Raw genomic sequence first — 24795 nt, forward strand, 5'->3', positions numbered from 1 at the left:
GGTGGGTCGGGACCCACCCTTCAAAGCCAATTGCCACAGACTGGGGTCTTGGCATACCACTCTGAATGGTGGGTCTTGACCCACCCTATCTCGCCACCCAGCGCCAGCACCGTGGTTGCGGCCATCACATACGGTGGGTCGAGACCCACCATCCAAAGCCAATTGCTACAGACTGCGGTCCTGGCATACCACTCTGGCTGGTGGGTCTTGACTCACCCTATGCACTCTGGCTGGTGGGTCTTGACCTCCCCTATGCACTCTGGCTGGTGGGACTCGGCGTCCCGTCCAGGCCCGCCCTGTCTAGCCACCCACCACCGGCACCATGGTCGGCAGTTCCAGCGGCAATTCGGCGCTTTCGTGTGCGCGCGACACCTGCGCCGTCGGCACATCCTCAATCCACGCCACGCAGCTGTTGCCCGGCAGTTCGCCCGTGCTGGCGCTATTGCTGGCGCCTGTGGGCGTTTCGTACAGCATGCGGTTGATGTCGAGCTGGCCGGTGGCGCGCGATGCCCAATCCGGCGCTTGCGTCAGCGCCAGTGGCGCGTCGTCAAAATTGGCGAACAGCGTCAGCGTGCGTTGATCAGCCAGCTTCCATTGCGCCACCAGCGCCTTGTCCGACAATGCCGCTGCTTGCGTAGCGCGTGCGCCGTCCAGCGCCGGCGCGATGGCGTGCTGGCGGATGGCCAATAGCTCGCGCGTCAGATCCAGCCAGGCCGTGGCCTCTTCATCATCCAGCGGCGGCATGCCCGGTTCGGAATCGGTAAAGGTTTGCGGCTCATTGGGGTCCGGAATTTGCGCGCGTTTCTGCTCATCCTTGAAGGCGGCAAAGTGAGCAAACTCTCTGCGCCGCCCGTTACGCACCGCTTCGGCCAGCTCGCCGTGGTGGTCAGTAAAAAACAGGAACGGCTGTTTGCTGCCCCACTCTTCGCCCATAAACAGCAGCGGTATTTGCGGGCACAGCAATTGCAGCACCCGCGCCGCGCGCAATTTTTGTGGAGAAGTCAGCACCGTCAGGCGTTCGCCCATGGCGCGATTGCCGATCTGGTCGTGGTTTTGCAAAAAGAAGATAAACGCGGTCGGTGGCAGTAAACCGCTGCGTGCGCCGCGATGTTCGCCCTCGCGCAAGGGCCACGGTTCGCCTTGCCAGGCAAAGCCTTCGCCCATGCAACGCACCAGATGCTGAATCGGCGTGCGGCCGTCGGGCGTGTGCGCAAAGGCGGAGTAATAGCCTTCGTCTTCGCCGGTCAGCAACACGTGCAGCGCGTTATGCGCATCGTCGTTCCATTGCGCGTCATAGCGCGGATCGTTGGCGATATCGTGACTGCCCTGGCGCAGCAATTCGGCCGAGTTCTGTTCGTTTTCCAGCATCAGATGCACGTGGCGATCGGGCGCGACGCCCGCGCGGATATTGCGCGCCAGATCGGCCAGCCAGGCGTCGTCGGCAATGGCGTGCACGGCATCAAAACGCAGGCCGTCAAAGTGGAAATCGTTAAGCCAGTACAAGGCGTTTTCCAGCCAGAACTGCCCCACTTGTGCCTGGCGGAAATCGATCGCCTGGCCCCAGGGCGTATGCGGGCCGTCGACAAAGAAGGTTGAGGCATACGCATGCAAAAAGTTACCGTCCGGGCCGAAGTGGTTGTACACCACGTCCAGAAACACCTGGATGCCCAGGCCATGCGCCGTATCGATCAGCTGATGCAGTTCGTCCGGCGTGCCCAAGGCTTCATGCACGGCAAACGGCAGCACGCCGTCATAACCCCAGTTGCGATTGCCCGGCGTAGCGGCAATCGGCATCAGTTCGATGGCGGTGATGCCCAGCGCGGCCAGTTCGGCCAGCCGATGGCGCACGCCATTAAAGCCGCCCGAGGTGCCCACATGCAGCTCGTAAATCACTGTCTCGGCCCAGGGCCGGCCCAACCAGGCCGGATGTGGATTGGTCCACGCTTGCGCATCGGTGACCACGCTCCAGCCGTGCGGGCCACCCTGCTGCAGGCGCGAGGCCGGGTCGGGCAGGATGCGCTCGGGCTGTTTAAAGCCGTAACGCGTGCCCGGCTCGGCGTGCGTGGTCAGTTCAAACCAGCCATCGCCCGAGGGCGTCATCGGCTGCGGATCTTGCTGGTAAATAGCCAGTTGCAGTTCGGTTAGATCAGGCGCCCACAACCGAAAACGGGTCTGGCCGTCGCCGATATAACGAGCGCCCCAGTTCGGGCTGTCGGAAACGGATTCGTTCATGCATTCCTCGCAGGGTTTCAATGGTTTGGATAGAAAGTGGCAAGCTCATGGATTGGCCTTTTCGCGCAGGCTGAGCACGCGGTCGGCCAACTGGCCAAGGCGGCGCAAGATGGCTGGGGCCAACTGGATATCGTGCAGCACCGTAATCGCCAGGCTGCGTGCGGCGGCTTCCAGCATCAGCAGATCCAGCACGCCTTCGGTCAGCGCGCGGTCGATTTCGCCGCTGTCACCGTCCCACGCTTCCAGCCATGCGGTCAGCGCAGCCACGCGCAAGGTGCTGCGCACCATCTCGATCAGCCGTTGGCGCTCGGCATGCGGCGTGGGCATGGTGTGCGCCGGATCTTGCGACGCGGTGTCCAGCGCCATGTCCAGCGATTCCAGCAGCCCCGCCACATCGCGCATCGGCGTGGTCTTGATGCGTTTCAGCTCGGGCTCGTTGGCGCCAAAGCCGCCAAACAACACGTCGTTGAGCGCCATCAGCACATTGTCGAAGCTCATCGCGCCATGGATACGCTGCAGCCGTGAGCCGACCGCACGCGTGGCGATCACTTTGCCGGCGTCTTGCAGATCGAGTTGCAGCGCGCTCAGGTTGTCGAGGCGCGCTTGCGCGTCTTCGGGCAATTGATTGCGCAGCAAGGCCAGCGCATCCAGCGCTTCACGCAGCCGCACGTGTGCCCGGTCGGCCCACGCCGTGGTGTCTTCCGTTGTGGCCGGACGTGGGGCAAAGGCTTCGTCGCTGGTATTGGCGGCAAACAGTTTGTGCATTTCGCCCAGATGCAAACCGGCGGCGCGCACTGGTGGCGTCAGGTTGTCGAGCAAATCAACAAACCAGTCGCTTTGTTCCAGCGCCGGGCGTTGTGCGGCCGAGGCATCGGCGGCGGCGGCCACCGACAACAGGTCGTTAAGACTGCGGTTGAGGTTATCGACAATCCATGTGCTGGCGCGGCCCTGGTTGCGCACAAAGCGATGCATGACCAGCAGCGTGTTTTCGTCGCCATTGGCGTCCACGCGAATGCAGTGGCCCAGCCAGTGCGGGATGCGCTCAAAGTTTTGCTCGGCCAGATAGCGCAGCAATTCGGTTTCTTCGTGGATGCCGTGTTCGATCAGCCGGTCCATCTTGATGACGGCCAGATCGTCCACCACCAACAGTCCGCGCATGTCCTGCACTTCCACCCAACGCACCTGGGCATCTTCGGGCAGCGTCAGATCAGGCGTGGGGTCGGGGGTTTCAAAGCGCAGATGGCCGCCGTCGGGTAGAGGGATTTCACGATGGTCGGCAAAGGCTTTGACGAGGCCGCGCGCAAACGAATCGATGCCCACGGCGTCGGTCAGATAACCCAGCTGGCGGCCACGGCGCACGCGGAACAGCGCGCGTTGTTCCACCAGCGCCGGCATGCCCTGCTGCTCCCAGTAAATACCCAGCGGCAGCAACCACGAGCCAGTTTGCTGGCCGTCGCTGACTTCGATTTCGCACAGATAAGTGCCCAGGCCGCCCGGTTCGGTGGGGCGCTCGTCGATGCGTGCCATATAGGCCAGGCGCACGGGCAAGCGTTGCGAGCCCGGATACCAGCGCCGCACGGTCAGATACGCGGGCAGTACTTCGCGTTCCAGTTGCGCGCGATGGCCATCCTGGTCGCTGAGCAGCGTTTCCAGCGTTTGCACCGTATTGCGCACCACCAGCGTGGTCAGTTCGGGCATCGGCGGTTCGGCCACCTGGCTCCATGCCGGACGCTGCGCTACTTCCGAGATTTCGAGCCAGTAAAAGCCGTACGGCGGCAAGGTCAGCGTATACAAACCGCTGCCGATTTCGGGGAACGGCGCACCGCCCATCAATTCCAGCGGAATGCGCCCGGCGTAATCGGGAATATCCAGCTCGACCGCCTGTGCGGTGCGCGCCAGGTTGGCCACGCACAGCAACGGCGCTTCGCCCGGCATCTCACGCAGGTACGCCAGAATGCGGCGGTTGCCGGTATGCAGAAAGTTGATGGTGCCGCGGCCAAACGCGTGGTGGCGTCGGCGCACGGCGATCATGCGGCGCATGCTGTTGAGCAGCGAATGGCCATCGCGGATTTGCGCCTCGACGTTGACAGATTCATAGCCGTACAAGGTGCCCATCACGGCGGGCAGCACCAGTTGTTCGGGGTCGGCCAGCGAAAAGCCGCCATTACGGTCAGGCGACCATTGCATCGGCGTACGCACGCCATCGCGATCGCCCAGATGGATGTTGTCGCCCATGCCGATTTCATCGCCGTAATAAATCACCGGCGTACCTGGCATCGACAGCAACAGGCTGTTCATCAACTCGATGCGGCGGCGGTCACGTTCCATCAGCGGCGCGAGGCGGCGGCGGATGCCCAGGTTAAGCCGGGCGCGGCGGTCGGCGGCGTAGGTTTGCCACAGATAATCGCGCTCGGCGTCGGTGACCATTTCCAACGTCAGTTCATCGTGGTTGCGCAGGAAAATCGCCCACTGACAGTTGTCGGGAATATTGGGTGTCTGGCGCAGGATATCGGTAATCGGAAAGCGGTCTTCACGCGCGATGGCCATATACATGCGGGGCATCAGCGGAAAGTGGAACGCCATATTGCATTCGTCGCCATTGCCAAAGTATTGCTGCATGTCTTCGGGCCAGGCATTGGCTTCGGCCAGCAACATGCGGCCGGGATAATGCTCGTCCATAAACGCGCGCAGTTTTTTCAGCACGGCGTGGGTTTCGGGCAAATGCTCGTTGAGCGTGCCTTCGCGTTCGATCAGGTACGACACGGCATCAAGGCGGAAGCCATCCACGCCCATATCCAGCCAGAAACGCACCACGCGCAAGACGGCTTCCATCACGCGCGGGTTATCAAAGTTCAGATCGGGCTGGTGGGCAAAAAAACGGTGCCAGTAGTACTGGTTGGCCACCGGGTCCCAGGTCCAGTTGGATTTTTCGGTATCCGAAAAGATGATGCGGGTGCCGGCGTATTTCTGGTCGGTGTCGCTCCACACATAAAAATCACGCCAACGGCTATGACGCGGCGCCTGGCGCGCGCGCTGGAACCAGGCGTGCTGGTCGGAGGTGTGGTTGAGCACCAGATCGGTAATCACGCGCAATTTGCGCGCATGCGCCTGCGCCATGAATTCACGCGCGTCGGCCAGCGTGCCGTAGTCGGGATGCACGCCTTTGTAATCCGACACGTCGTAACCGTCGTCCTTGCGCGGCGACGGGTAGAACGGCAGCAGCCAGATCGCATCCACGCCCAGCGAGGCAATGTAATCGAGCTTGGAAATCAAACCTTTAAAGTCGCCGATGCCGTCATTGTTGGCATCCATAAACGACTTGACGTGCACCTGATAAATGATGGCGTCGCGATACCACAGCGTGTCGTTGCCGCCCTCGGCTGGCGGCCATTCCGCCGGGCGCACTGCGTGCTTGCCGCGTGTGTTGTTAGCCATAAATCACCTCCGCAAGGTGACAAACCAGAGAGGCAGAATCGACGCTGTACAAGATATATCCCTCGCGTTGCTTATGGTTGGTCCTACAGCGGGTTCAGTCGCAGGCCGCGGGCCACTGGGGTGCGGCTTACGTACATTGATTTGATCCGCGCACGCCCTGGCGCACTTACCGCTGTTGCTGACCTCATCAGGATAGACAAACCGGCGCGTAAAGCTGCCAGCCAATACGCCATTGCGCGTAGGCCGTGCCCTTCTTTTTGCTCAAGCCTTACCTGATGGAGTAACCCGATGGAGCGATTTCATACTGCGTATGACTGGATAGTGACCAACCTGATGGAATTTGGCGTCAACGTTGGCGTGGCCCTGTTGATATTGGTCATTGGCTGGTGGTTGTCCAACCGCGTTAACGCGTGGCTGAACCGGTCGCTGGCGCGCACCCACGCCGACGCCACCATCCGGCCGGTGCTGGCCAATGTGTTGATGTGGGCAGTGCGGGTGGTGGCGCTGGCGGCGGCGCTGGAACGCTTTGGCGTGCGCACGGCCAGCATCATCGCCGCGCTGGGTGCGGCCGGTCTGGCGATTGGCCTGGCGTTGCAAGGCACGCTGCAGAACATTGCGGCCGGTTTCATGATTCTGCTGCTGCGGCCGTTTCGCGTGGGTGACTACATTGAAGGCGTGGGTAATGCCATCGCCGGGACGGTGGTTGAGATCAACCTGTTCCACACCCGCCTGACGCGCGTCGATGGCGCGGGCATGTTTGTGCCCAATAGCCAGCTGTGGAGCAATGCAGTCAGCAATTACACGGTAAACGGCACGCGTCGCATTGAAACCAGCGTGGCGGTGCCAACGGCGGAGGTGGATCGCACCATCCAGAATCTGCAAGGCCTTGTATCGCACGACGATCATATCCTGCATGACCCCGCGCCGCAGGTGCTGGTCAGCGAGCTGACCGAAACCGGCGCGCGCATTACGGTGACGGCGTGGGCCAATACCGACCATTTTGCCGAGGCGAAAGCGGCCTTACTGGCGCGCGTGCACCCGGTACTGGAAACCGAGCCGGCTTGATCCAGCGGTGGCAAGGGATGCCACAGGCCGTCGTCGTCCAGATAACCGCCACTGAGACGGCCCGGCTGCAGCGGCAACCAGTGCGTGCTGCCGGGCGCCAACAGCACATCGGTCTGGCCCTGCTCCGGGCTGCCTACGCCCACCAGCTGCAAATGAAAGGGGGTCGGGTTGGCGAGCAGCAGTCCGCCGGCCTGCCATCGATGCTGCAACTGCTTGATTGCGTGGTTCGCCGCAGGCAACCCGGCAGGCCGATACAACACCTTGAGTTGCAAGCGCGTGGCCAGTTCGATCCCGGCCGGGCTGGTATCGCCATGTGGAGCGATGGCGTTGAGGTTAAGCCAGTACAGGCTTTCTACGTTCGGCCCGGCTGGGGCCACGCCCGATTCGTTTAGCGTGGGCACCAGCCGTAGATTGATGATTTGGCCCGGCGCTAACCGGAACAGCGCGGGCACCGGCATCACGGGCGCGATGGCGTTTTCCGGCGTGCCATCGGGTGCGCCCCGGTCTACCCACGCTTCGATCAACAGAGGCCAGGTTTCAGCATTGGCCACCTGCAGGGTCATGCTGGCTGCGCCCACCGTGTAGACCAGGCGGGTACGGCTGATGACCAGCCCCGCCGCAGGCGTATGTGCGGCGGCACTGGCGACCAGCGCACTGAGCAGCAGGTGGCGCAACCAGCGCGGCCGGATCATTGCACTTTTACCAGCACATAGGCGCGCGTGCGCACCCGGCCCGCTTGCGGCGTCTGCCCGGGCAGGCGCATTAGCGTGGCGGTAAAGCTGCGGCGATAGCGCCGGGTGGCCCCCAGGTTTTCTTGCTGCACGGCGTCATCAAGCACCGGATACCAACCGCTGCCACCCACCGCATCGCTGGCCAGCAGTTGCAGCGGCCGCCCGCGCGTATCGGACAGGCGGATGCCCACGCCAGTGGCAATATCGGCGGCGCTGCCATAGCCATCCGACAGCAGAAACTGCCGGGTATCCACGCCGGGGATATTGAGTAGCGCCGCAGGCAAAAAGCCCAGCGCAGATTGTCCCTGCACGGTACCGCTGGCAAACGGGAGCATGCCGTTCAAGGACACCGCGCCATGGTTGCAGACCAGTTGCACGTCCCCCGACACTGAACGCGTGCCGCCTGCAGCCAGGCTGGCGGTACTGATCGGCGCAAACAGCAGCGGATGGCCTTGCGTGCTGACGGTGCACGAGGCCGAACGGCGTATCGTGACATTGCCCCATAACCCGATAGCGCCCGGCCAATCCAGAGGCCAGCCCGCGCGATTGCTTGCGGCCAGATCGCCCGCGCGTAGCCCCGCACCGATGCCGCCACCCTGAAACGCCAGATTGCCATTCGGCAAGCTGGATGGCCAGGCGCCGGGGCCGGACCAGCCTCCTGTTTCGGGGCCACGCAGGGCTTCGACCTGAATCGCGCTGAAATGCTTGACCTTGACCAGCAAATAACCCGCGCCGTCGCGCTCCACCGTTAACGGGCGGCGCTGCCAGAAATGGCTGAAATACTGGCCGCTGGCGATGTTGAGCATGCGCAGCAGCATGCCGGTCAACGCGGTTTGGTACGCCCGGGGCAAGCCCACGGTGGCGCCGGCTTCGATCTGGCCAGTGATCTCGTCCTGAGCGTGGGTGGCATAAAACTCGTACAACTTGCCTTCTTCATCCGGCGTGCAGCGATACAGCACCTGGTCCGGATCGAGCATGGGCTGCGCCATCTGGCCCAGCGTGATCACCCCCGACCCCAGCAGCGTACCGATCGGCTGCATCACGCCCTCTTCCAGATTGATAACGGCGGGTAAGCCACTGGCGCCCTGTGCCGAAAATGCGCCGGTCCAGCTCCCGACGCGGCCATAGGCGGGGTCGACATAGCTGAGTGCACTGGGCGCGGGCAACTGCGTGTAACTGACGCGAGCACATTCGGCGAGTGCCGTATGCGCGAGCAGTACCGCGATTGCGCTCAGCAGCAGGCGCGCGTAGCGCAAGACCATCATCGGGCGGCCGCTCCGGTGGCCATGCGGCAGAGTGTGGCGGACGGCATCCCGGCGCGACTGGCCTCGCTGCTCGCGGCGGGCAACTGGACCCGACAACGCGCGCCCGGCTGGTCACCCCACTGCACGCTCAGTTCTGTCACGTCTTCGGCGACGCGCGCATACAACTGGCTTTGCTGCCCCACCAGGCCCAGCAGCTGAGCATCCGGACCGTAGACATCCGCGCCAAACGGCAGCGGCTGTCCATCATCGCGCGCCAGTCGCAGCAACACGGCGCGGCCGCGCCGGGTTTTGAAGCGCAACCGCGGCACCGCGCCTGCATAGGGCGCAACCCGTTGCTGGCTGGACAGCAATTCGGTGGCCGCATCCAGCGCTTGCGTACCCAGCGTGACGTCGTTGTAGCGATACGGTTGCAGGGCCGTGATCAGCGCGTACCCTGCACCGTCGATGGTGGCACCAGAACCATCCCGCACATCTGCTCCGGCCGCGCCCGGCGCTTCGACCAGGCCAAAGGTGTCAGACAACCACGGCCCGGTGGTTACGCCTCCGGCATGCGCCACCACTGCACCGCGCGCGCTCAGCCCGGCCTGCCGATGTGACTTGCCCAGCGCCGCGCTGGCGCCAAGCGTCACGGCGGCCAGATTCTGCTGCAGGCTGACATCCAGCGCCGTATTGCCCTGCCGGGCCTGGGTTGCGGCGATACCATAACTGGCGCGCGTGCCCAGCGTACCGCTGAGCGTGGTTTGCAACTGGCTGATGGTGGACATATCGCTGCCGCTCTGGCGCGTGAGACTGGCCCCAACCGTGCGCTGCTCACCCCAGTTGCCCGAGACCGAGAGCAACGCGGTGTTCCCTTGCGTGCCACGCATCCCGGACTGAGCCGAGCGGCGCTGCCGCGACAACATGGCGGTCAGGCTCAAGCCGGACACCGCCACGCTGTAGCTGAGCTGATAATCCTGGGTGGGCGCTTCATCGCCGCGTCGCAACAGCGCCGAAACATACAACTGACCCCAGCGCCCCAAGGGCTGGTTGCCAGTCACACCCAGTTGCCGGGTCGCGCCGGTACATCTATCGGCGTAGGTCCTGATGCTGGCTGTCAAATCCAGACAACCGGGCGATCTTTGCAGCCATTCAAGGCCCACGTTGGTGTCGGCGCCAGCAAGACGCTGGCTCCAGCGGCCTGCCCACTGCCAGCTGGCGCTGTGCCCGCGCGAGCGCGCCAGCAGCACATCGAAACCAAACGCGCCGAGTGCGGTGGCGAGTACTACGCCGCCCGCGCCCGCAGCGTAACCGCTCGCGCCGCGCACACCCGCGTTTGCCGTCAGCATATTGTTGATACCGGCTTGCCAGTCCAGCTGCGCCAGCGCCGTGTTCGGCACATCGGCAACTCGCCCTGCTGCCCACGCCACCCGCTGCTGGCCGGGCCGCAAGGACTGCGGCAATGCCACGTACGGCATCGTAAAGCGCTGCACCTGGCCATCGGCTTCGGCCACTTCCACCCCCAAATCACCGTTGATGCCCGCGGGGTATAAATCGTCAATGACGAAGGCGCCAGGCGATACCGTGGTCTGGTACAGCAAGACGTCGCCCTGGCGGATGCTGACGCGCGCGTTGCTGGTGGCAACGCCGCGCACCACGGGCGCATAGCCGCGCAATCCATCGGGCAACATCCGGTCATCGGTAACCATCTGCACGCCGCGCACCATAACGCTGCCAAACAGATGGCCAGGCGTGGGCGCATCACCCACCAGCAACTGGCTCCGCCACGCCGGTAAAGGCCGCTGTAACCAGGTGCGGTCGGCGTGCCAGCGCACGCCACCGCTATTGCCCGCAGCGTTAAAGCTGGACTGCTGGCGTAGCTGCCACAATCCGGCGTTGGCTCCGGTTTGTACCGTTGCAAATAGCGAAGGCGCATTGTTTTGAGCGGACTGCGCCCACCATGCGCTGGCGTCATAGTTGGCAAATAACACCGGCACGCCGGCATCCAGTTCAGCCAGCGACACGGCGCCGGTATGCTGCCGCGCCAACAGCGCCTGGGGGACGGCCAGATCGAGCCGGAGCCGCGCGCTATCAAACTTTGCCGTCGCGCCAGGCGCCCAATCGGCCAGCGGACGGCAGGCTGCGGACGGCATCGCCGCAGCCGACAATTGCACGCCCGCCGCGTGCAGCAAGTCGGCGGACAGGCATGGCGCAATTTCATCGTCCGGCATCAACTGAAAAACCACCGCCGCGCGCTGCACAAAGCGCCGTTCGATAAATACATCGACTTCGTACACGCCGGGTGCAGCCCGGTCGGTTTTGGCAAAGCGCGCCAGGCCACCGCGCGGAATGGACTTGCCGACCAGCATGTCTTCATCAAACTCGATACTTTGTTCCGCAAGCACGACGGCGCTATTTGCCATCAGCGCGCTCAGCATCAGGCTGCTCAGCCAGCGCGGCATTAAGGGTAGTTTCTGCCTGGGTAATGCCGCCATAATCGTTGATCAAGGAAAATTGCAAAGGCAGCGGCAACGCTGAAACGGGTAAAGCCCAGGTCCAGCTGCGGCTGGCACCCGGAGCGACCATATCCAGTTCGATTTCGCGCGATTGGCCGGCAATCTGCACCCGCGCCCGCGCCAGTGAGGCAAACCATGGGCCCGGATTAGTCACGATCAATTGATCAGGTGCCCGAAAAGAAAACACCAGTTTTTTGATCAGGTCTGCAGGCTTGCCCACTAATCCCGGCGGTCGATAAAACAATTTAAGCCGGTCGCGTACGATAACCTTCAATTGATTGCTGGCAGCAACATCCGCATTACGCGGCGGCAATTGCACCATATTCAAATAAAAGATTGATTCTTTATCTTGCGGCAATTGGTTTGCATTACCGGAAAACAGGATGCGTACGCTTTGCCCCGATTCAGGCTCTATCCGGAATAGAACCGGCGTAATAATAAAAGGCGCATCGGCTTGCTCTGGCGTGGAAAGCGGGTTATCGATATCGGCCCATAGCTGCACCACGTAGGGCGTATCACCGCTATTGCTCACCTGCACCGTGTGGCCCGCTGCCCCTCCCGGATAAATGACACGCGTGTTGGGCAGGGTTACCCCACTCCAAACCGGCATGGCGGCGGCACACGTCAGCGCCGCCATGCCGAACAGCGCATTACTTATACGAAATCGCATACTGCACGCTGCCCGCAACGCTACCGGCGCCTGCTACGGCGTCGGCCACATACTCAACCGCGTATTTGCGGGTAGCGCTGGTGGCGCCGACGGCCACCTGAACGCCCGTTTCGCCCTGGCCTGCCAGATTGACCACCCTATAAGCATTGACGGGATCCACAATCTGCAGGCTAACGCCCGTGGCGTCGCCCGTATTGGACATGCGACCCGCCGCGTTGGGGGTGGTGGCGATAAATACGGTCTTGATATCCAGCGCTGTGGTGGCCACCGTACAACCGCTCACCTCCATAGAGAACTCAGTACGGCCTGCGGTCATATTGGCGGCGGTGAGTTTGGAAATAGGCGTGGTCGGCAACAGCACGATCGGCATGGTTTTGTTGCCGTTGATCGTCACCTGGCAGGTTTGATTGGTGACTTCACCCTGAAATTGCAGGGTGTTATCACTCAATGCAAAAGCGGCGGCGGGTACAGTAATGGCGGTACAGATAAGCAGGCGTTGAATGAACATGATGGCATCCATAAAGGCTGACAATAAATATCCGGCGAAATCGACCCATTAAAATCGAAAGCAACCGGACTTTTGTTTTCAAGTGCGAGGCACAATTTACGCAAATTAATGCCAACCCTGGATGAGACTAATCGCAAACAAATACGCTATGCCTAAAAAAGCGATCACCATTTTATATATACGCCGAAATTGGTGACGGCAATTAATCCGCCACAGCAATTAGCGGGTGTATATCGCGCAATAAAAAGCCGCCCACAAGGGGCGGCCGGTGTATATCTGCCGTCAATAAAGCTTAATGCGGCGTCGCGCCGGTGCGCATTTCGTTAGCCAGATCGGTGGCGTGATAAACGCGGTCCAGCGCCTGCAGGATGGCCCCGCTGTGCACTGCCACCGAGCGGTTCAGTACCGGATCGTAATAGAACGCGCCGCCCAGGCTATGGATGTTGCCATCAAAAATCAGGCCCACGATCTGGCCTTGCTGGTTGATGACCGGGCTGCCGGAGTTGCCACCAATGATGTCGTTGGTGGTCACAAAATCAAACTTCTGCTGCAGATCAAGCTGCGCTTTGGCGGCCAGCCACGTGCCAGGCAACGCAAACGGTTCGGCGCCGGTGTGACGCTCGAATGCGCCCGCAAAGGTGGTAAACGGCGTGACCGGGGTGCCGCGCTCATCCCAGCCCTTCACCTCGCCATAAGACAAGCGCAGCGTGAAGGTGGCGTCGGGATACACGCTGCTGCCCAGTTGGGCAAACGTGCTTGTGCGATCAATTCGGCATTCTTTTGTTCGACTGCTTCCACGTCCTGTTCGTAACGCTGACGCACCGCACGGGCCGCCGGATCGATCTGGCGCGCCAACTGAATCATCGGATCTTGCGACGCCGCCACCGCAGCCGCGCCACCCTGCCACAAGGCCTGACGCAGCGCGATGTCGCCCAGCCGCGTGCCATCAATCACGCGCGTGGCCACCTGGCGCGGCGATTGTTTGCCCAGCACGGATTTCACAAAGGCGTCATCCGGCCCCAGCAGCTCGCGCATGCGGGTGAGCGATGCGGTGAGCTTGGTCTTTTCGAAATCAGGGTAGATAGGCGCGCTGGAAAACAGCTTTTGCTCACGCTGCGGCAGGTCGGATTCGTGGAATTCCCGCAGCCGTTCGGTATTGGGTTTGGCGCGTTCCGCCGCGCCCCGCACCAGCGTACGCGCGATATCGAAATACTCGCTGTCAAAGCCACCGCCCATTTCCTTGACCACATAATCGGGCTCGATCTGCGTGTAGACGGTCTGCGCCCTCGCGATGGCATCCCATGCGCCGCCGGCCTTGTCTTTCAGTGCCGGGGTGGCGGCAACAAAGGCGCGCAGCGAGGCTTCATCCTGTTGCTTTTGCGCCATCACCTTTGGATCTTGCAACGCTTGCAGCTGGCCGAACATGGCTTTGTAGCTGTTCTCGATATAGAACAGATCGGTATGCGCCACGCGCGCCTGTTCTGCGCCTTCGGTACTGTATTGCCGCAACATGCCGCGCTCTCCCGCCAGCTCCAGCAGGCGGTGCTGCAGGCGGATATCGCGCAGATTGGCCAGTTGGGCCATGGTCAGCAAGCGGCGCGTGGTGCCGGGATGGCCGGTTACAAACGTCAGTTCGCCTGCTTTGGCGCCGTCGGCGCTGAGCGGAAAATAATCGCGGGCCTGTGCGGGCTTGCCGTTCTCGTAAACGCGCATTACCGACATATCCAGCGCGTAGCGCGGAAAATTAAAGTTGTCCGGGTCGCCGCCAAAAAAGCCGATCGCCGCTTCGGGCACAAACACCAGGCGCACATCCTGGAAGCGATGGTATTGATAAAGGTGATATTGCCCGCCGTGGTACAGATCAACCACATCGCAGCGCTGCGTGTCTTTGGCGGTGCCGACACACGCCTGGGTAAGCTGCGCTTTGACCGCGTCTTGCGCTTTCTTGAACGCATTGCCATCCAGCCCTTGCGTAGCGGCTTTGACCTGCTGCGTCACATCGGTAATTTTTTCGAGCCGATTGATCTCGATCTCGGGGCAACGCACTTCGTGCGCCAGGTCGTGCGCCAGAAAGCCCAGTTCGACAAAGTCTTGTCTGGCCGTCGAAAGTTGTTCCACGCAAGACACGGCGCAATGGTGATTGCTTAACACTAGGCCATTCGGCGAAACAAACGACGCTGAACAGCCGTTGGCAATGCGCGCGGACGCATGCATCACCTTGTCCACCCAGGCCGCATCGGGGCTGAAGCCATATTGCTGTTTGATCTGCGCGGCGGGCAGATTGTCCAGCGTCCACATCCCTTCCGCTGCACAGGCAAGCGTGGGCCACATTGCTACTGCCAATAACCACTGACGCACGTTTTGCTCTCCAGGTCTGATTGTTATGCACCTGGAATAATAACAAGCCCATCCGACCACCCGGATAGACACAGACAATAAAAAACCGGGCACAAGGCCCGGTTTTTTGTACAAGCAATCCGCTCAATCGACGAGCGGCGCGCTTTAAGCGCCTGCCTTGTTGGCACGACGACGGTCGTGTTCTTGCAGATGGCGTTTGCGGACGCGGATCGATTGCGGGGTGATTTCGACCAGTTCGTCATCATCGATAAACTCGACGGCTGATTCCAGCGTCAGCTTGATCGGGGTGGTCAGACGCACGGCTTCATCAGTACCCGAAGCGCGCACGTTGGTCAGCTGCTTGCCCTTGATCGGGTTAACGACCAGGTCGTTATCGCGGCTGTGAATACCAATCACCATGCCTTCGTACAGCTTGTCGCCCGGGCTGACGAACATACGGCCACGGTCTTCCAGCTTCCACAGCGCATAGGCAACGGCTTCACCGTTATCTTGCGAGATCAGCACGCCATTGTGACGGCCCGGCAGGTCAGCCTTGACCGGCGCGTAGTCATCAAACACGTGGCTCATCAGGCCGGTACCGCGGGTCATGGTCATGAAATCAGACTGGAAGCCGATCAGGCCACGTGCCGGAATGTGATATTCCAGACGGGTACGACCGCGGCCATCCGATTCCATATTGGTCAGTTCGCCACGGCGACGACCGATTTCTTCCATGATGCCGCCCTGGTGTTCATCTTCCAGGTCGATGGTCAGGTTTTCGTACGGCTCGCACTTCTCGCCGTTCACATCCTTGTACACCACGCGCGGCTTGGCGACGGCCATTTCAAAGCCTTCGCGGCGCATGCTTTCCAGCAGAATGGTCAAGTGCAGTTCGCCACGGCCCGAAACGCGGAAAATATCAGCATCGGCCGTGTCTTCAACGCGCAGCGCAACGTTGGTCAGCAGTTCTTTGTTCAGACGGTCGCGGATCTGGCGGCTGGTGACGAACTTGCCTTCCGTACCGGCCAGCGGCGACGTATTCACCATAAAGTCCATGGTCAGGGTCGGCTCATCGACGCCCAAGACCGGCAAACCAACCGGGTTTTCGCGATCACAGATGGTGACGCCGATACCGATTTCGTCCAGACCCGAGATGATGATGATGTCGCCCGCCTCAGCGCCTTCAACCGGCACGCGTTCCAGACCCTGGAAGCCCAGCACCTGGTTGATACGGCCCGACGAAACTTGTTCTTCGTGGTTCATCACCACCACTTGCTGGCCCGGCTTGATGCGGCCGTTCAGCACGCGACCCACGCCAAGGCGGCCGGTGTAGGTGGAGTAATCCAGTGCGGCGATCTGCAGTTGCAGCGCGGCGTCCGGGTCACCCGCAGGCGTCGGCACGTGCTTGAGCACGGTTTCGAACAGCGGACGCATGTTGTCGGATTGTTCATCCAGCTCAAGCTTGGCAAAGCCGTTCAGGCCGGATGCGTAAATGATCGGGAAATCGAGTTGTTCGTCGCTGGCGCCCAGCTTGTCGAACAGATCGAAAGTCTGGTCCACCACCCAGTCAGGACGCGCGCCCGGACGGTCTACCTTGTTGATCACGACGATGGGGCGCAGGCCCAAGGCCAGGGCTTTCTTGGTGACGAAGCGCGTTTGCGGCATCGGGCCTTCAACGGCATCGACCAGCAGCAGTACGCCGTCAACCATACCCAGCACGCGCTCGACTTCACCGCCGAAATCCGCGTGGCCGGGGGTGTCGACGATGTTGATGTGCACGCCTTCGTATTCGATTGCCGTGTTCTTGGCCAGAATCGTGATGCCACGTTCTTTTTCCAGATCGTTGCTATCCATCACCCGCTCGTCAACCTGTTGGTTTTCGCGGAAGGTGCCGGATTGGCGCAGAAGTTGATCGACCAGCGTGGTTTTACCGTGGTCGACGTGGGCAATAATTGCGATATTACGGATGGCGCGCGTCATGGGTGGGTTTGGCTAACAGTCTGAAAAGCCGAGGATTGTACCACGGGTCGATGACAATGCGTTTTCCGTTCTGATATCTGTACCGATTGGTCTGGGCAATGCCAGTTGGCGCACGCCTCAATCCGGCTTAAGCGCTTGAGCGCGCAGCCATTTCGACCGCATCGCTGGTGCGCACAAATAAAAATGCCGACCCGAGAAGGTCGGCATTCTCAGAACCAAAGCACTGCGGCGTTACGCCACCAACCGCGCAAACGCCTTTTCCACACGAGCCAGGCCAGCGTCGATTTCGTCGTCGCTGATCACCAGCGATGGCGCGAAGCGCACCACGTCCGGGCCGGCGGCGAGCACCAGTACGCCTTCTTCGGCGGCGGCGTTCAGCACATCGCGGCTGCGGCCCGCGTATTCGGCTTTCAGCTGCACGCCAATCAGCAGACCCATGCCGCGAATTTCAGCCACGACCGGGTATTTATCGGCAATGGCTTGCAGGCCGGCGCGGATGCGTTCGGATTTTGCTTTTACGCCGCTCAGGGTTTCCGGGCGTGTGATGATGCTGATGGCGGTGCCAGCGACGGCGGTGGCCAGCGGATTGCCGCCATAAGTGGTGCCGTGCGTACCGGCCACCAGATGTTTGGCCACTTTCTCGGTGGTCAGCATCGCGCCAATCGGAAAACCGCCGCCCAAGCCCTTGGCCGTGGAAAGAATGTCCGGCACCACGCCGAAATCCATATAGGCGTACAGGCTGCCGGTACGGCCGTTGCCGCTTTGCACTTCATCAAAAATCAGCAGCGCGTTGAACTTGTCGCACAGCGCGCGCACGCCTTGCAGGAATTCTTGCGTGGCCGGGGTAACGCCGCCTTCGCCCTGGATCGGTTCGATGATGACGCACGCGGTGTCGTCGTCGATCAGCGCTTCCAGCGACGCCAGGTCGTTGTATTTAAAGTGTTCGATGCCAGCGGGCTTGGGGCCAAAGCCGTCGGAATACTTGGGCTGGCCGCCCACGCTGACGGTAAAGAAAGTGCGGCCGTGGAACGAATTGAGCGCGGACAGCACTTTGTTTTTACGCTCACCGTACTTCTCGATGCTGGCGCGACGCGCCAGCTTCAGCGCGGCTTCGTTGGCTTCCGCGCCCGAATTGCAGAAGAACACGCGCTCGGCAAAGGTGTGCTCCACCAGCGTCTTCGCCAGCGCCAGCGCCGGTTCGTTGGTGAATACATTCGAGATGTGCCACAGCTTGTTGCCTTGCTCGGTGAGCGCGGCCACCAGTTCCGGATGGCAATGGCCCAGCGAATTGACGGCAATGCCACCGCCGAAATCGATGTATTCCTTACCGGCCTGATCCCAGACCCGGCTACCCGCGCCGCGTACCGGCACGATTGCGGCAGGCGCGTAATTGGGAACCATATATTGATCATAATCGGCGCGGCTGAACGGCATCGCTGTTCCTTTACAAGCTGAGGGGGACGAAACCGGCATTCTAGCAGGCTTCGTCCAAATCAAAACGCCGCCAGCACCTGATCGGTGCGGGCGGCGTGCAGGCGCCATCTGTTACGGTCAGATCGTCACTTGCTGCCCGGCCAGCAGCAACCAGGTTTCGACCACGGTGTCGGGGTTCAGCGAAATGGTTTCGATGCCCTCACCCACCAGCCATTGCGCCAGATCGGGGTGATCAGACGGGCCCTGGCCGCAAATGCCGACGTATTTGCCGCGCGCTTTGCAGGCTTTGATGGCCATGCTCAACATCGCTTTCACCGCGTCATTGCGCTCATCAAACGACGCGGATACCGGCCCGCCCGAATCGCGATCAATGCCCAGGGTCAATTGCGTCATATCGTTGGAGCCAATCGAGAAGCCATCAAAATGATCGAGAAAGCGATCCGCCAATACCGCATTGGACGGAATCTCGCACATCATGATTACGCGCAGATTGTTTTCGCCGCGTTTCAATCCATTCTGCGCCAGCAATTCGATCACCTTTTCCGCCTCGGCAACGGTGCGCACAAACGGGATCATCACTTCGACGTTATCCAGCCCCATCACGTCGCGCACTTTCTTCACCGCGCGGCATTCCAGCTCAAAGCAATCACGGAACGACGGATCGATATAGCGCGAGGCGCCACGGAAACCCAGCATCGGGTTTTCTTCATGCGGTTCGTATTGCGGGCCGCCAATCAGATTGGCGTATTCGTTCGATTTAAAGTCGGACAAACGCACGATTACTTTACGCGGCCAGAATGCTGCCGCAAGGGTGGCAATGCCCTCAGCAATCTTGTCGACATAGAAATCAACCGCCGAGCGATAGCCAGCAATGCGTTCTTCCACCTGCGCTTTCAATTCCGGCTGCAGATTGGGATAAGCCAGCAGCGCCTTCGGATGCACGCCGATCATGCGGTTAATAATAAATTCCAGCCGCGCCAGGCCCACACCTTCATTGGGCAATTGGCAGAATTCAAATGCCAGATCGGGATTACCCACATTCATCATCAGCTTGACCGGCGATTCGGGCATTTTCTCCAGCGAAACATCCACCCGTTCAAACCGCAGCAAGCCCTGATACACGTTGCCGGTATCGCCCTCGGCACACGACACGGTCACTTCATCGCCTTCGCGCAATACGTGAGTGGCGTCGCCGCAGCCCACAACCGCGGGGATGCCAAGTTCACGCGCGATGATGGCGGCGTGGCAGGTGCGGCCGCCGCGATTGGTGACAATGGCGGCTGCGCGCTTCATCACCGGCTCCCAATCGGGGTCGGTCATATCCGAGACCAGAACATCGCCAGGCGCAACGCGATCCATTTCGGATACGTCTTTAATAATGCGCACCTTGCCCGAACCAATTTTCTGGCCAATGGCGCGGCCTTCAGTCAATACCGTGCTGCGTTCGTGCAAACGGAAGCGGCTTAATTTATCCGCCGCGCTTTCTTGCGATTTAACCGTTTCCGGGCGCGCTTGCAGGATATACAGCTTGCCATCGACGCCATCCCGACCCCATTCAATATCCATGGGACGGCCATAATGTTGCTCAATGGTGACGGCATAGCCGGCCAGCTCTTCCACCTCGGCATCGGTTAAAGAAAACTGGCGGCGCTCGGCTAAAGGCACGTCCACCGTACGCACCGATTTACCGGCCACGGTTTCGGTATCGAATTCCATCTTGATGGCTTTGCCGCCCAGATGTTTGCGCACAATGGCCGGACGCCCCGCTTTCAATGTGGGCTTGTGCACATAGAATTCATCGGGATTCACCGCGCCCTGCACCACCGTTTCGCCCAAGCCATACGACGCGGTCACAAACACCACCTGATCAAAACCGGTTTCGGTATCAATCGAGAACATCACACCCGCCGCGCCCAGATCAGAACGCACCATGCGTTGCACACCAGCCGACAGCGCCACCAGTTTGTGATCAAAGCCTTTATGCACGCGATAAGCGATGGCGCGATCGTTATATAAAGAGGCAAATACCTCTTTGATGGCGTGCAGGATGTTGGCAAAGCCGCGGATATTCAAAAACGTTTCTTGCTGGCCGGCAAACGAGGCATCCGGCAAATCTTCCGCCGTGGCCGAAGAGCGCACGGCGACCGTGGCGTCGTCGCCCAATAAGGCGTAATGCGCGGCAATTTCGTTTTCCAGTTCCGGCGGAAATGGCGTGGCTACAATCCATTCACGGATTTGCTTGCCGACGACGGCCAGCGCTTTGACGTCATCCACATCCAGCCCTTGCAACGCCGCGTCGATACGGCCCGCCAGGTTTTCGTGCGCCAGAAATTGCCGATACGCATCGGCTGTGGTGGCAAAGCCGCCAGGTACGCGCACACCCTGATTGGCCAGTTGCGAAATCATCTCCCCCAGCGAGGCGTTTTTGCCGCCGACCTGGTCGACCTGATGCATGCGCAGATGCACAAAATCGATCACGCGGGCGTGGGGGTCGGGCGCGGTTGCGGTGGGTTGCGATGCGGCGGGGTGCTCAGCGACGTTCATGGCGTACCTCGTCAAAAAATGTTGCGTTGCAAAACAGGTTGGACCCATTCTAGGCTGACACTTGCTAGCGCATAGTGGCGAAATCCATTACAGGAAAATCCCGCATGGGGAAAGCCGCAACAGCGCTGTATGACTTTGATTTTGCGTTTGATTCTGCATTTAAAACAGCGCCATGGGTACTCCTCCCGAGCACTGGAAACGACGTAAGCAAACTAATCACATTCTGCGAATTTGCTTGCCGTAATGCGGCCATGTGATAAAACGATGAGCTACAGGATTACGCCAATGACGAACCGGATTGCGATCCCGAGAATGATTTGTTTTGCCTGTGCCATTGCGTGACCAAACCGGAGAACGTTGTACATGCCGCGCACCGCCTTTTTTGTGTCTGATCGCACCGGCATTACCGCCGAAATGCTTGGGCATTCTTTGCTGACCCAGTTTGACGACGTTAATTTCCGCCGCATTACCCTGCCGTATATCGACAACCGGGATAAAGCCGAAGAAACCGCCACGCTGATCCGGCAACAGGCGGCGGCCGATCAATGCCGGCCGATTGTGTTTTCCACGATGGTGGATGCCACGCTGCGCAAGATCATTCACGTGGAAGAGGCGCTGACGCTGGATTTTTTCCAGATCTTTATTGATCCGCTGGAACGCGAATTGGGCCGCGAGTCATCGCACATCCAGGGCAAATCGCACGGCATCAGCAATTTTGAGGAATACAAAGCGCGCATCGATGCCGTCAACTTTACGATCAGCCACGACGACGGCGTCATGCCGCGCGATCTGAACGAAGCCGACATTATCCTGATTGGCGTATCACGCTCCGCCAAAACCCCCACGTGTTTATATCTGGCGCTGCAATACGGTATTAAAGCGGCCAATTACCCGCTGACGCCTGAAGACTTTGGCGCGCACACGCTGCCGCGTCTGCTATTGCCCTATCGCACCAAATTGTTTGGCCTGACCATCGATCCGGAACGACTGTCGCAAATCCGCGAAGAACGCAAACCAGGCAGCAAATATGCGCAGTTTGATAATTGCCAGTTTGAAGTCAACGAGGCCGAAGCCTTGATGCGCCACGTGGGCGTGCCGTATCTCAGCTCAACCACGCGCTCCATTGAAGAACTGGCCACCAGCATCATGCATCGCGCCGGTCTGGTGCGCCGCACCTTTTAAAGTATTGCTCGCCTACCCTCAGGGATTTGCCGCCTATGCCCCGCACTGCGTTTATTGTTTCCGGCCGCACCGCCATTACCGCAGAAATGTTGGCGCATAGCCTGATTACGCAGTTTGAAGACGTAACCATCCGCCGCATTGTGCTGCCCTATATCGACACGCCCGAAAAAGCCGAGCAAGCCGTGGCGCAAATCCGCGCGCAAGCACTAACGGACCAATGCAGGCCGCTGGTATTCAGCACATTTATCAATGCCCATCTGCGCCAGCTGTTTGATATTCCCGAAGCGCTCATGATGGATTTCTTTGAATCCTTTATCGGCCCGCTGGAACAGGAATTACAGCGCCCGTCCGGCCATACCGCGGGCAAAGTACATGGCATCGCCAATTTTGAAGAATATAAAAACCGCATTGATGCGGTTAATTTCACCACTGCGCATGACGATGGCGGCATGGCCAAAAACCTGCAGGATGCCGATGTAATTCTGGTGGGCGTATCGCGTTCGGGCAAAACGCCCACCTGCCTGTATCTGGCGCTGCAATACGGCATTAAAGCGGCCAATTATCCGTTTACGCCGGAAGACTTTGCGCAACACGCCCTGCCCAAGCCGCTATTGCCATTCCGGCACAAATTGTTTGGTATCACCATCGAGCCAGAACGGCTGGCGCAAATCCGCTTTTCGCGTAAGCCAGACAGCCACTATTGCAAGCTGGAAACCTGCCAGGACGAAGTGGCGCAGGCCGAAACGCTGATGCTCGCTGAGAATATTCCGTACCTGAACACCACGCGACTTTCGATCGAAGAGCTGTCGACCACCATCATGCTCAAGGCCGGGCTGAAGCGGCGTTGTTATTAGGCGCGCGAGGGCTCAAAAAACCCCGGCAAAATCTTTCAACATTTGACAACCGCAGCTTTCCGACTACAGCCAGCGCGGGTTAAACTCTCGCCTTCGTTTCCTTCGCCCCTTGCCGCCGCTTACACATGTCCAACGCCCGCTCTGATGTCTCCGCTTTCGAATTTAAAAGTAGCGGGTTAAAACTGCTGACCTTTGTGCCAGCCACGCTGGACGTCGCCGTGCTGGACGCCGCGCTGCAACAGCGCCTGGGTGGCCGCGAGCATATGTTAAGCAACGAGCAGGTAGCGCTCGATTTCAACCAGTTGCCGCAAACGCCCACCGCGGCGGAAGTCAGTGCCTTGATGGCCGTGCTGCGCAATTACGCGCTCAAGCCGGTAATGGCGCTGGGTGGCAACGACGCGCAACAAGCCGCCGCGCAAGAAGCCGGCTTGTTGTTGCTGGATGAAGAAACGCGGGTGGCCGCCGCTGCCGCAACGCCCGCACCGGCCCCCGCACCCGTCGCCGCGCCTGAGGCCGCCCCGGTGCGCGCGCCCGCCATGGTGATTACCCGCCCGGTACGTACCGGCCAGCAGGTTTATGCCAAGGGCAGCGATCTGGTGGTGTTGGCACTGGTGTCCAATGGCGCCGAAGTGATCGCCGATGGCCATATCCACGTGTATGCGCCGTTACGCGGCCGTGCCCTGGCTGGCGCACGCGGCGATACCAGCGCAAGAATTTTTACCACCAGCCTGGAAGCCGAGCTGGTGTCGATCGCCGGGGTGTATCGCACGCTGGACGAATCATTGCCGGCGTCGGTCAAATCAAAACCGGCGCAGGTTTTTCTGGATCAAGACAATCTGGTTATAGAAGCACTGGCGCTTTAAGCGTCCAGGCCAACACCAACACTGCAGAGATAAAAGGGATTATTCGTGGCCAAAATCATTGTTGTCACTTCCGGCAAAGGTGGCGTGGGCAAGACCACCACCAGCGCCAGTTTTGCCTCCGGCCTGGCATTGCGCGGCTTTAAAACTGCCGTGATCGATTTTGACGTGGGTTTGCGTAACCTCGATCTGATCATGGGTTGCGAACGCCGCGTGGTGTATGACTTCGTCAACGTCATTCAGGGCGAAGCCACGCTGCGCCAGGCGCTGATCAAGGACAAGAACAGCGACAACCTGTTTATCCTGCCCGCCTCGCAAACGCGCGATAAAGACGCGCTGTCCAAAGAAGGCGTGCAAAAAGTGCTGGAAGAACTGGCGGCCGATGGTTTTGATTACATCGTCTGTGACAGTCCGGCTGGCATCGAAACCGGCGCTTTCCTGGCGCTGTATTTCGCTGATGAAGCCGTGGTAGTTACTAACCCGGAAGTCTCGTCGGTGCGCGATTCGGATCGCATTATTGGCATTCTGGATGCCAAATCGAAGAAAGCCGAAGAAGGCGGCCAGGTTAAAACGCATTTGCTGGTTACGCGTTATTCGCCCAAGCGGGTGGATAGCGGCGAAATGCTGTCGCTGGACGACGTACAACATCTGCTGCGCATTTCGCTGATTGGCGTGGTGCCGGAATCCGAAGTAGTGCTGCAGGCGTCCAACGCGGGCGCGCCGGCGATTCATTCCGCTGGCACCGATGTGTCCGAGGCGTACAAGGACGTGGTGGCCCGTTTCCTGGGTGAAGAAAAACCGCTGCGCTTTATTGAAGCGCCGAAGCAGCCGTTCTGGAAACGGCTGTTCGGAGGCTAAACCATGTCTATCCTCAGCTATTTCTTTGGCGAAAAGAAAAAAAGCGCCAGCGTGGCGCGCGAGCGTTTGCAGATTATTCTGGCGCACGAACGCGCCGGTCGTGACGCACCCGATTATTTGCCGCAACTGCAACGCGAGTTGATTGAAGTCATCTCCAAATACGTGGCGATCAATCCGGACGACATCAAAGTGCAGCTCGACAAGAAAGACGATTTCGAGGTACTCGAAGTCAACATCGTGTTGCCCGAGCACGCGCGGCGCTAGAATAACGGCATTGTTTCTCATCACAATGCAGCACAAAGAGAGGCCCGTCCTCTCTTTGTGCTTTTTACGCGCCGTCCCCATATG

Annotated in this window: 15 protein-coding genes and 2 pseudogenes; 6 read left to right on the forward strand and 11 right to left on the reverse strand. The window is 60.3% G+C overall.

Going from position 1 to position 24795, the window contains the following annotated elements; all coding sequences use genetic code 11:
• Nucleotides 1–300 precede the first annotated feature (300 nt).
• Together treZ and treS are read right to left on the reverse strand one after the other, a co-directional pair.
• Nucleotides 301–2232 (reverse strand): malto-oligosyltrehalose trehalohydrolase, encoded by a 1932-nt coding sequence (treZ, locus tag WG78_RS06730; protein WP_083458831.1) that lies wholly within the window; start codon nt 2230–2232, stop codon nt 301–303.
• Nucleotides 2233–2277: 45 nt separating this feature from the next.
• Nucleotides 2278–5667, reverse strand: coding sequence for a maltose alpha-D-glucosyltransferase (gene treS, locus WG78_RS06735; RefSeq protein WP_053937049.1), 3390 nt, complete (start codon nt 5665–5667; stop codon nt 2278–2280).
• A 288-nt stretch (nt 5668–5955) separates the two neighbouring features.
• On the opposite strand from treS, the gene WG78_RS06740 reads away from it, so the two are divergent.
• A complete protein-coding gene (locus WG78_RS06740) occupies nt 5956–6732 on the forward strand; it encodes a mechanosensitive ion channel family protein (RefSeq protein ID WP_053937050.1) in 777 nt (258 codons plus the stop codon).
• A 38-nt stretch (nt 6733–6770) separates the two neighbouring features.
• On the opposite strand, the pseudogene WG78_RS23240 reads toward WG78_RS06740, so the two are convergent.
• From WG78_RS23240 to ppsA, 9 genes and pseudogenes are all read right to left on the reverse strand, one after another.
• Nucleotides 6771–7424, reverse strand: a pseudogene (locus WG78_RS23240) (fimbrial biogenesis chaperone); the annotation flags it as partial.
• The gene (locus WG78_RS06750; protein WP_053937052.1) at nt 7421–8728 is read right to left on the reverse strand and encodes a fimbrial protein; all 1308 of its coding nucleotides are present in this window, start codon (nt 8726–8728) and stop codon (nt 7421–7423) included. The pseudogene WG78_RS23240 and the gene WG78_RS06750, both read right to left, overlap by 4 nt.
• Nucleotides 8725–11166 (reverse strand): fimbria/pilus outer membrane usher protein, encoded by a 2442-nt coding sequence (locus tag WG78_RS06755; RefSeq protein WP_053937053.1) that lies wholly within the window; start codon nt 11164–11166, stop codon nt 8725–8727. Before WG78_RS06755 ends, WG78_RS06750 begins: the two co-directional genes overlap by 4 nt.
• Nucleotides 11117–11890 carry a fimbrial biogenesis chaperone gene (locus WG78_RS06760; protein WP_083458834.1) on the reverse strand — a complete coding sequence of 258 codons (774 nt, stop codon included), beginning with the start codon at nt 11888–11890 and terminating at the stop codon, nt 11117–11119. Before WG78_RS06760 ends, WG78_RS06755 begins: the two co-directional genes overlap by 50 nt.
• A complete protein-coding gene (locus WG78_RS06765; protein WP_053937163.1) occupies nt 11871–12398 on the reverse strand; it encodes a fimbrial protein in 528 nt (175 codons plus the stop codon). The genes WG78_RS06760 and WG78_RS06765 overlap by 20 nt, the downstream gene beginning before the upstream one ends.
• A gap of 292 nt (nt 12399–12690) precedes the next feature.
• Nucleotides 12691–14729 (reverse strand): annotated as a pseudogene (locus WG78_RS06770) (S46 family peptidase).
• Nucleotides 14730–14900: 171 nt separating this feature from the next.
• A complete protein-coding gene (typA, locus tag WG78_RS06775) occupies nt 14901–16715 on the reverse strand; it encodes a translational GTPase TypA (RefSeq protein ID WP_053937055.1) in 1815 nt (604 codons plus the stop codon).
• A gap of 231 nt (nt 16716–16946) precedes the next feature.
• Nucleotides 16947–18149 carry an aspartate aminotransferase family protein gene (locus tag WG78_RS06780; protein ID WP_053937056.1) on the reverse strand — a complete coding sequence of 401 codons (1203 nt, stop codon included), beginning with the start codon at nt 18147–18149 and terminating at the stop codon, nt 16947–16949.
• A gap of 117 nt (nt 18150–18266) precedes the next feature.
• The gene (gene ppsA / locus WG78_RS06785) at nt 18267–20693 is read right to left on the reverse strand and encodes a phosphoenolpyruvate synthase (RefSeq protein ID WP_083458835.1); all 2427 of its coding nucleotides are present in this window, start codon (nt 20691–20693) and stop codon (nt 18267–18269) included.
• 363 nt (nt 20694–21056) lie between these two features.
• On the opposite strand from ppsA, the gene ppsR (WG78_RS06790) reads away from it, so the two are divergent.
• The 5 genes from ppsR (WG78_RS06790) to minE all read left to right on the forward strand — a co-directional run bounded on the left by ppsR (WG78_RS06790) (nt 21057) and on the right by minE (nt 24711).
• Nucleotides 21057–21875, forward strand: coding sequence for a posphoenolpyruvate synthetase regulatory kinase/phosphorylase PpsR (gene ppsR / locus WG78_RS06790; RefSeq protein ID WP_053937057.1), 819 nt, complete (start codon nt 21057–21059; stop codon nt 21873–21875).
• 35 nt (nt 21876–21910) lie between these two features.
• Entirely contained in the window at nt 21911–22729 is an 819-nt protein-coding gene (gene ppsR / locus WG78_RS06795) for a posphoenolpyruvate synthetase regulatory kinase/phosphorylase PpsR (RefSeq protein ID WP_053937058.1), read from the forward strand.
• A 125-nt stretch (nt 22730–22854) separates the two neighbouring features.
• Complete coding sequence (gene minC, locus WG78_RS06800) at nt 22855–23592, forward strand: septum site-determining protein MinC (RefSeq protein WP_053937059.1); 738 nt, start codon at nt 22855–22857, stop codon at nt 23590–23592.
• A 45-nt stretch (nt 23593–23637) separates the two neighbouring features.
• On the forward strand, nt 23638–24447 hold the full coding sequence (minD, locus tag WG78_RS06805; RefSeq protein WP_053937060.1) for a septum site-determining protein MinD: 810 nt from the start codon (nt 23638–23640) through the stop codon (nt 24445–24447).
• Between the two features lie 3 nt (nt 24448–24450).
• On the forward strand, nt 24451–24711 hold the full coding sequence (gene minE, locus WG78_RS06810) for a cell division topological specificity factor MinE (protein ID WP_053937061.1): 261 nt from the start codon (nt 24451–24453) through the stop codon (nt 24709–24711).
• The last annotated feature ends 84 nt before the right edge of the window (nt 24712–24795 follow it).

It is taken from the genome of Amantichitinum ursilacus, from assembly GCF_001294205.1.
Taxonomy (GTDB): Bacteria; Pseudomonadota; Gammaproteobacteria; order Burkholderiales; family Chitinibacteraceae; genus Amantichitinum; species Amantichitinum ursilacus.